Below are 8896 nucleotides of genomic sequence, written 5' to 3' on the forward strand. Positions count from 1 at the left end.
GCCAGGCCCGGGTTGCACGGACTCTTCCTACTGAAAGTAGGACGTGCTCTGGTAGCACCGCTGACGCCTGGCGAGGAATCGTTCTCCCTCGCGACAGGAAGAACACTAGCAGGTCAGCGGCCCGGAACCGACATCGGCCCTTCCCCCGACAGCGGCACCGCAGTGCAACCCGCCCCACCCGCCGGCCGAGCCCTCAAGAGCGTGGCCGGCAGGCGGGGGCAGGGGCGGGCGGGGCCGGTTCGCGTCACGGGAACCGGCCCCGCCGTGGACGGGTACGGCGGGCTCCGTCGAGCGGCGATCCGGAGGCCCGGCACACCCGCACGGGCCGGTTGTCAGCCGGCCGTCACAGGATTTCGATGGACCGGACCAGCGGCGGACGGTTGGGGAACGAGATGTCGGTCCAGCGCGGGATCTTGACCGAGTCGCCGTTGGCGTCGTAGTAGATCAGGTCGTTGTTCCCGGTGGAGATCCGGTCGACCCACCAGTCGCCGAAGGAGGTCCGGCCGGCGTTCGCGTAGCAGTCCACGCTCTGGCTGCCGCCGTTGTGCGACCAGATCTTCAGGAAGTTCTCCCCGCCCCTGCACTCGATGTGGTCGATGGCGAAGGCGTTACCGGACGGGACGGCCACGGTGAACGCGGCCGCCGCGGCGAACGCGGCGGTCACGGTACTCACGATCTTCTTCGTTTTCGAGATCACTGATCCTCCTTGGTCGAATCACATGCGGATCGAATACCGAATCAGGAGACGCACTCCGCACCGAATGCCGGTTGCGTCGTGCCCGACCAGCTTCTCGGCGGTCGCGTACACGGTCAATCGCGTCCGCCGCCGACCGGTTGCGTATCAGTCATATCTGTCCGAACTTTCCGTGCACGATGGGTCCCGGTGGTGAACTGGTGGTGTCAATGGGGCGTGGGTGACCTGCCCGGCGAAACATCCGAACCACCGGCCCCGGCGGCGGCATCCGTCCCGGTCACCCCGCCCTGGCCTGGGACGACGTGCCCGCGGGCCGCCAACCCGTCCGCCCCCCGGGGCGGTCCGGCACCCGCCGGGGCGGCACCGGGACGGTGGAATGCGTGGAACCGGCCGTGCCATCACGGCGCGGGAGGCGCCCGGGCGGCGCACGGCCTACCCTTCGCGCCGGATGCCCGCCCGGCCGCCCGCCCGGGTAGGTGGGTGGGCGGCGCCTCGAACAGCACGTTTCCGGGCTGGAAGTCCCGGTGCAGGAAACGCCCTTCATAGGCCGGCGCGGGCGCGCGGATCACGTCGATCGCCGCGGCCCACGCCGAAGCGTCGGCGCCCCCGGGTGTCACGACGGTGCCGGCGGTCGTCAGCGCCACGTACTCTCGGGCAACTCGACCGTGGTTCCGGCGAAGTCAGCGGTCGACGGCCGGCAGATCGTCATCGCACATGCCGGTCCTGCAGCACACGGGCAACCATGCGGCCGCGGCCTCCCGAACGCGGTGCAGGCGAGCCCTGTCGGGCTCTACCACCGTGAGGATCTCGAAGGCGGTGCCGGCCCGCGGCGACCGACCGGACATCACCTCCCCGTAGAGCAGCCAGAGACCCTGCACGGCAAGGTCTCGGCACAGCTCCGGTAGGTTGAGTCCCCGTCGAGCGGACTCCCAGGCCGTGCCCTCGCCTGCCACCATGCGCTGGAGGAGGTCGAGGAACCACGCGCGAGCCGTTGGTGCAACGTCGTCCGCCAAGGCCGCCAGCGCAACGGACGTCACGGCAGGAGCCGGCTCCCACAGGACTGTCGGAGACCAGACGTGCTCTTCGAGGCTGACATGGCAGGGTCTCTGCAGGGGGCCCCTGCCCGCGAGCTGCAGCAGATCCCGGGCCAGGTGCTCTGCCGAGTCGCCGCACCCGCACAGCATGCCCTTCCAGTCCTGCCGGGCTATCTCCATCTCGACCAGTCGCATAGCTCCCACACTCTAGACAGCGCTTGCGAAGCCCGACGACGTGCAGGGCGGTGCCAGAACTCGCGAAGACGGGGTCGCAGTGGTTCTCGCCGACAAGACGACGCTGAGCACAGCACGGGTCAGTGGCCGTTCAGGCGCCGTGGTCGTCACTCGCAGGGCTCGGTGGGGCCAGGCAGGGTGCGTGCGGGCCGATGCCGATGTCGTGTTCCCGGACGGGAATGGCGTCGATGACGTCGAAGGGAAGGGCGGTCGAGTGGATGCGGACATCACGACGGGCGTGACGCGGCGAGGCCCGAGGTCGACGTGATCTGTTCAGTCGTCGGTCGCGGACGTCTTCCGAGGGTGGGCGGAGTAGACCTGGTGCCAGTGCTGGACCGATCGAACCAGGTCGTCGATCACGTGCAGGAGGAACTGGCCGGTGTTCTCCAGGCGAGCGCCGGCAGGGGTGGTGGGCCCCAGTTTTCGGGCCCCGGTCCTGCAGGCTTCGGCGATCCGGGTCTGGGCGTGCGCGCTGGCCATGATGGAGTGGAACGCCACGTCGTCGTCGATGGAGTAGCGTTCGGCGCGGCTGTGAGGGTCGCGCTCGCGCTGGACGAGTGCCTGGCTCTCCAGGTAACCGATGGCCTTGGAGATGGAAGCGGGGCTGACGTGCAGGCGTCGCACGAGTTCCGCTGAGGTGAGGCTCCCGCTGTCGGTGGTGAAGAGCGCGGCGAGCACCCTGGCCATCATCTGTGGGAGCCCCGCCTGAATCATCAGTTCCATGCTCTGCGTGCCCACTTCGTCCATGAGCCGTGGGTCGCGCCCGCCGAGGTGGGCACCGCCTGGTGGCGGTGTCGGCGGAGTGGTCTTGCGCTGACGCGCGTGTCCCGTGCCGGCTCGGTGGGCCACCTCGGCGTGGTACCCGCGCGGCCCGCCGTTGCGCATCACTTCGCGGGTGACGGTGGAGGTCGGCCGCCCGATGCGGCGGCCGATGGCGGCGTAGGTCAGTTCCTCGCGCAGTCCTGCGGCGATCTGCTGTCGGTCCTGGAGGGTGAGTCTGTCACCGGGCATCGGGTGTCCTCCACCTGTCGGCGTCGCGGTCAGCCTAATGCAATGCCTCCCTGTTGCATTAGCCGGCATAAGCCATGCAACGATTTCACGAATCCGACCTGCAGATATGAGGGTTGAGTCACCCGAACATGATTGACGAATAGATGAATGCAACGTAACTTTCGCTGAATTGTGAAGGCGCTCGTGTGGCGCCTGTCCGACCAGCGGAAGGGAAACCCATGACCACCGATCCCGGTCAACGCGCAGTCTCGGCGACGGCGATACGCAAGGCGTACGGCGACCACGTGGTGCTCGACGGCATCGACCTCGACGTCCCCGCGGGATCCGTCTTCGCGTTGCTCGGCCCGAACGGCGCCGGCAAGACCACGGTGGTGCAGATCCTGTCCACGCTCATCCGCGCCGACGCCGGTGACATGCGGGTCGCCGGCCGGGACGTGGTCCGGGAACCGGACGCGGTCCGTGCCGCCATCGGCGTCACCGGCCAGTTCTCGGCGGTGGACAGCTTCCTCACTGGCCGGGAGAACCTGCTGTTGATGGCCGGCCTGAACCGCCTGCCCCGCCGGGAACGGCGGCAACGTGCCGAGGACTTACTGGCCCGGTTCGATCTGGTGGACGCGGCCCGCAAGCCTGCGGCGACGTATTCCGGCGGGATGCGCCGCCGCCTGGACCTCGCGATGACGCTGGTCGGCCGGCCCCGCGTGATCTTCCTCGACGAGCCGACCACCGGACTGGACCCGCGTAGCAGGCGGACCATGTGGGAGATCATCCGCAGGCTGGTGACCGACGAGGGCGTCACGATCTTCCTCACCACCCAGTACCTGGAGGAAGCCGACCGACTCGCCGACCGGATCGCAGTCCTGCACCGGGGAAGGCTGGTCGCGGAAGGCTCGCCGGAGGAGCTCAAGCGGCAGGTCGGCGGCGGCCACATCACCCTGCGCTTCGCCGACCCGCGCAGCTACGATCACGCGGCCCGGACGCTGGACGTGCTGTCCCGCAACGACGAGACGTGCACCCTGCAGATCCCCGGCCAGGGCGATGTCCGGTCGTTGCGGGCACTGCTGGACCGGCTCGACCGCGCCTCGCTGACCGTCGACGAACTTCAGGTCCACACCCCCGATCTGGATGACGTCTTTCTCGCCCTGACGGGCAACCCGGTCACGGAACAGGAGCCCGCCCGATGAGCGCCGCTTCCAGCGCCGTTTCCCACGCCCTTGCCGACTCGGTGACCATGTTGCGCCGCCAGTTGCGGCACATGCTGCGCTATCCCACGCTCATCCTGACGGCCGCCGGGGTTCCGGTGGTCTTCCTGCTGCTGTTCGTCTACGTTCTCGGCGGCATCCTGGGAACCGGCCTCGGCGGGCCGTCGGGCGGGCGGGACGCCTACGTGAACTACGTCGTCCCCGGCGTCATCCTGATGACTGTGGCGACCTCGGCCCAGGGCACGGCGATCTCGGTGGCCATCGACATGACCGAGGGCATCGTCGCCCGGTTCCGCACCATGGCCATTGCCCGGGTCTCGGTGCTCACCGGTCATGTGCTGGGCAGCCTGATCCAGACCCTGCTGAGTATCGCCGCCGTCATCGGGGTCGCGCTGCTGGTGGGATTCGAGCCGACCGCGGACCCCGGTGCATGGCTCGGCGCGATCGGCGTGCTCGCAATGATCGTCCTCGCGCTCACCTGGCTGTCGGTCGCACTTGCCATGGTCGCGAAGAGCGTCGCCACCGCGAGCAACATGCTGACGCCGATGATGATCCTGCCCATGATGGGCAGCGGGTTCGTCCCCACCGACTCGATGTCAGGAGGGCTGAAGTGGTTCGCCGAGTACCAGCCGTTCACCCCGTTCATCGAAACCCTGCGTGGGCTGCTGATGGGCACTCCGATCGGCAACAGCGCGACCCTGACCATCGGTTGGTGCACCCTGATCGCTCTGGGCGGCTACCTGTGGGCCAGGAAGCGCTACAACCGCGAGCCCACCAGGTGAGCGGTTCCGCAGTGTCGCGTGATCGTCCTTGACCCCCGGGACCCCTCCACCACGGGCGTTCACACGCCGGGCCCGGGACGCGGTGGGTGGTGGTGCGCCGCGGCGTCCGCCACGATCGCGCGACGGGTGTCGAGAGCAGCGGCCAGCAGGCGTTCGTCGAGTTCCGTCTCGGCGTCCCGGGTGGAGTCGTTGACGGGGATCCGGTCACGGCGGTCGATCAGCGCCGTCACGGCCGGCAGGGCGGGCCGTGCATGGCGCCCCATCGCCGCGAGGCACCCCAGGTAGTGCTCGCCGACCGTGTACTCGCCCACGTGCGGCGTGACGAGGGCGAGCAGTCGCGGCAGTGCGGACGGGCCCGCGTGCCGCAGCCACAGCGGGGCGCACACGGCCTGCGTACGTCCCGGCCACCGGAACGTGAGGTTGTACAGCTGGGCCGCCTGCCGGAAGGTCAACGGGCCCGCGTCCAGCAGGGCGCCGAAGACCGCGGGGGCGTGGGCGAGGCGGCCCACCCCGACGGGTTCGGCCGCCAGGAGCGCGGCCGCGGATGCGCCGTCGTACGACGGCGTGGAGTCGGGGCAGGGGCGACGCGCCTTCGGGTACGGCGTGAACGGGACGGTGGCCGCCAGAGCGCCGTGCGCACGCATCGCCGCTCGTGAGATCGAAGCCGTGCGGAGGGCCTTCGCCATGGCGGGGCCCGCCCCCTGCCCGCAGTGGCGGACGAGCAGGGGCAGCAGCTCGACCGGGCCCGCCCGCCAGTCGTGACACGCCTCGCGGGCGAGATCCGCGCCGACGTCCCGCGTGGCGGGCTCGGCGAGCAGGCGGGCCGTCACCGTGTACGTGTGCTGCTCGCGCCCCAGCCGGTACAGCGCCGACCCCCAGTCCCGTCCGACGCCCTCCAGGTGGAGCGAGGCCTCCCGGGCGTCGGCATGCAGGGCCGCGTCCAGGGTCGGCCACCGCACGGCGGACGACACCCGCAGGGTCTCCAGGTGCGCGAGGAAGCGGACGGACGCCAGGGGGTCGGCTCGCAGGTGCGCGATGCGGGCGCCGAGCCCGTCGGCGAGGACGGTGCGCACGACCGGGTCGGTGAGTTCGCCGAGGGCGGTGAGCGCGAGGTCGTGGCCCCCCGCGTGCACCACGAGCCTCGCGGCCCGGCGCCGCACCTCCTCGTCGGGGTCCGTGAGCCGTTCCAGCGCGGCGTTCGCGGCCTCGGGCCAGGGGGCACCGGACGCGAGGCCGTCGAGGAGATCCAGGACCTCACCGCGCACGACGGGATCGTCGGAGCGCACGAGGTGCAGGAGCCGGGCGGCGACGGGCCCGGAACGGTCGGTGCGCACGGCGTCGAAGATCGCGCTACGGGAAGGGGCGGCAGGCGTCGTGGCGGCTCCGGTGGCCACGGCCTCGTCCAGCCACTTCACCGGACGGGGCGGTGGCCGCCGTTCCGTGCAAGGGATTTGAGCATGCGGCCGATCATGTCATGTGCGGCGGCGGCCCGGCCACGGATTTTCGGCGGACCGGCCACGGTCCTCGGTGGAGCGGCAGGCCTTGCGGTGGGACGGCAGGCCTTTCCGCTTCCACCGGACAGGCCGCCGGTTGATCCGTCGGCCGAGTCCTTCGAGAACTCCCGCACGGTGGCCGCGGCGACGTCGAAGTCGTCGGACCGACCGGGACGCCGTGGTGGACTTCCCGACCTGTCCGCTGTCCCCGGTCGCGAACGGGCGGCCACCGCCGTCACTGGCGAACACCAGGGCGGTGCGGAGACGTCCGGCGAACCGGTCCGGCGATTCCCGTCCGGCGATTCCCGTTCGGCGAACCGGTCCGGCGAACCCGTTCGGTTCGGCGAGGCACGTCGGAGCCGCACGTCCTCGGCGGGAAGATGCGTCCATGGTGGAGAGAGCCAACGCGTCGGAACGCCCGTCCGGGTTGGGCGGTGCCGCGGGACTGGTCCTGGTGACGCTGGCCGCGGGGCAGTTCGTGATGGCGCTCGACAGTTCCGTGATGAACGTGTCGATCGCGACGGTGGCGCAGGACGTGGGCACCTCGGTGACCGGGATCCAGGGTGCGATCACCGCGTACACGCTGGTGATGGCCGTGCTCATGATCCCGGGCGGCAAGGTCGGGGCGATCATCGGCCGCAGGCGCGCGTTCATGATCGGCTGCGTGGTCTACGGCTGCGGGTCGCTGACCACGGCGGTCGCGCCGAACCTGCCGGTGCTCCTGCTGGGCTGGTCGTTCCTGGAGGGGGTCGGCGCCGCGTTGATCCTCCCGGCGATCGTGGCACTGGTCGCCGGGAACTTCGCCGAGCGCCAACGCCCGGCCGCCTACGGGCTGGTGGCGGCCGCGGGGGCGATCGCGATCGCGCTCGGGCCGCTCATCGGAGGCGTCGCGACGACGTACTTCTCCTGGCGCTGGGTGTTCGTGGGGGAGGTGGTGGTGATCCTCGGCATCCTCGTGCTCGCACGGCGGGTGGCCGACGCGTCGCCGGCCCGGCGCCCCCGGGTGGACGTGGTCGGCGCGGTCCTGTCGGCGCTCGGGCTGGGCGTGTTCGTCTTCGGGGTGCTCCGTACGGACGAATGGGGCTGGTTCGTCCCGAAGCCGGGGGCACCGTCCTGGTTCGGACTCTCGCCGTGCGTCTGGCTGATGCTCGCGGGCGTGCTGGTGGTGTGGTTGTTCTTCCGCTGGGAGGAGTACCTGATGCGGCGGGGACGGGAGCCGCTCGTCGACCTGACGATGCTGCGCAACCGGCAGCTCTCGGGCGGTCTGACGATGTTCTTCTTCCAGTACCTCATCCAGATGGGCGTGTTCTTCGTCGTACCGCTCTACCTGTCGGTCGCGCTCGGCCTCTCCGCGCTGGAGACGGGCGTGCGGATCATGCCGCTGTCGCTCACCCTGCTCGCGGCGGCGGTCGGGATCCCGCGTTTCCTCCCGGAGGTGTCCCCGCGGCTCGTGGTCCGGCTCGGTCTGCTGGCGATGATCGCCGGTGCCGTGGTCCTGATGGCGGCCCTGGACACCGATACGGGTGCGGAGGTCACCACCGTTCCGCTGCTGCTGGTCGGCCTGGGCATGGGCGCCCTCGCGTCCCAGCTCGGCGCGGTCACCGTGTCGGCGGTTCCGGACGATCAGAGCGCCGACGTCGGGGGCGTCCAGAACACCGTCACCAACCTCGGCGCGTCGATCGGTACGGCGCTCGCCGGGTCGATCATGATCGCGGTGCTCACCACGTCCTTCCTGAACAGCGTGGACCGGAACCCGGCGATCCCCGACGAGGTCAAGAACCAGGCCACGGTGCGGCTCTCCGGCGGCGTCCCGTTCATGTCGGACGACCAGCTCCGGGCCGCCCTCGAGCAGGCCGGGACGAGTACGGAGGTGGCCCAGGCGGCGCTCGACGCCAACGCGCGCGCCCGGATCGACGGCCTCAAGGTGGCCCTGGCGATCCTCGCCCTCACCGGGCTCGTCGGGCTGTTCTTCGTGCAACGCATCCCGGTCACGCAGCCCGGTTCGGTCCGCGGCTCCGGCTCCGGCTCCGGTACCTGATCCTGGCCTGCCGAGCTGCTGGCCTTCCGACCTGCCGCCCGCCCGGCCGGCCTGTCTGCGGCGTGAGGCCGGCGGCTTGCGGTCGCCGCGTCGTTCGTCCACCCGGTCACCGCCGCCCGGTGCGCACCGGGCGGCGGGTGTTCGCCGGACACCGCACAGGTGCCGGCTCGGGGAGGGCAGCGCGCGGAGCGACATCTTCCGGATGGCATGTTCGCGGCCGGAAAATCCCAGGTCAAAGCCCTGTACGGCACACGGGCCGGGGTCTAGCATTCCGGACACGGCGACCCCACCGCAGTCGGGCCGCCGAGCAGAGCAGCCGCGCCTTCCGTCGGCGCGGCTGGCCTCCCCCACGGCCGGGGGGGGGGGGGGGGCGGCGCGGCGCCGCGCGCCCCCCCGACCGCGCCGCCCCGC

7 protein-coding genes and 1 pseudogene are annotated in these 8896 nt (G+C 71.0%); 3 read left to right on the forward strand and 5 right to left on the reverse strand.

The window, feature by feature from the left end:
- Positions 1-343: 343 nt before the first annotated feature.
- The 4 genes and pseudogenes from ACFV0O_RS34010 to ACFV0O_RS34025 all read right to left on the reverse strand — a co-directional run bounded on the left by ACFV0O_RS34010 (position 344) and on the right by ACFV0O_RS34025 (position 2973).
- Positions 344-697 (reverse strand): beta/gamma crystallin domain-containing protein, encoded by a 354-nt coding sequence (locus ACFV0O_RS34010; protein WP_380347600.1) that lies wholly within the window; start codon positions 695-697, stop codon positions 344-346.
- Positions 698-1173: 476 nt separating this feature from the next.
- Positions 1174-1347 (reverse strand): annotated as a pseudogene (locus tag ACFV0O_RS34015) (aminoglycoside phosphotransferase family protein); the annotation flags it as partial.
- 27 nt (positions 1348-1374) lie between these two features.
- Positions 1375-1923, reverse strand: coding sequence for a hypothetical protein (locus ACFV0O_RS34020; RefSeq protein WP_380347601.1), 549 nt, complete (start codon positions 1921-1923; stop codon positions 1375-1377).
- 312 nt (positions 1924-2235) lie between these two features.
- Positions 2236-2973 (reverse strand): helix-turn-helix domain-containing protein, encoded by a 738-nt coding sequence (locus tag ACFV0O_RS34025; protein ID WP_380347602.1) that lies wholly within the window; start codon positions 2971-2973, stop codon positions 2236-2238.
- A gap of 218 nt (positions 2974-3191) precedes the next feature.
- Between ACFV0O_RS34025 and ACFV0O_RS34030 the strand changes: the two genes are divergently transcribed.
- Both ACFV0O_RS34030 and ACFV0O_RS34035 read left to right on the forward strand, forming a co-directional pair.
- On the forward strand, positions 3192-4154 hold the full coding sequence (locus ACFV0O_RS34030) for an ATP-binding cassette domain-containing protein (protein ID WP_380347603.1): 963 nt from the start codon (positions 3192-3194) through the stop codon (positions 4152-4154).
- Positions 4151-4954: an ABC transporter permease gene (locus tag ACFV0O_RS34035; protein WP_380347604.1), complete on the forward strand. Its 804-nt coding sequence runs from the start codon at positions 4151-4153 to the stop codon at positions 4952-4954. The genes ACFV0O_RS34030 and ACFV0O_RS34035 overlap by 4 nt, the downstream gene beginning before the upstream one ends.
- A gap of 59 nt (positions 4955-5013) precedes the next feature.
- Here the strand turns inward: ACFV0O_RS34035 and ACFV0O_RS34040 are convergent, their stop codons facing one another.
- Complete coding sequence (locus tag ACFV0O_RS34040) at positions 5014-6369, reverse strand: hypothetical protein (RefSeq protein ID WP_380347605.1); 1356 nt, start codon at positions 6367-6369, stop codon at positions 5014-5016.
- A 466-nt stretch (positions 6370-6835) separates the two neighbouring features.
- Between ACFV0O_RS34040 and ACFV0O_RS34045 the strand changes: the two genes are divergently transcribed.
- The gene (locus ACFV0O_RS34045) at positions 6836-8485 is read left to right on the forward strand and encodes an MFS transporter (RefSeq protein ID WP_380347606.1); all 1650 of its coding nucleotides are present in this window, start codon (positions 6836-6838) and stop codon (positions 8483-8485) included.
- Positions 8486-8896 lie beyond the last annotated feature (411 nt).

The sequence above is a fragment of the Kitasatospora sp. NPDC059577 genome (assembly GCF_042735475.1).
Taxonomy (GTDB): domain Bacteria; phylum Actinomycetota; class Actinomycetes; order Streptomycetales; family Streptomycetaceae; genus Kitasatospora.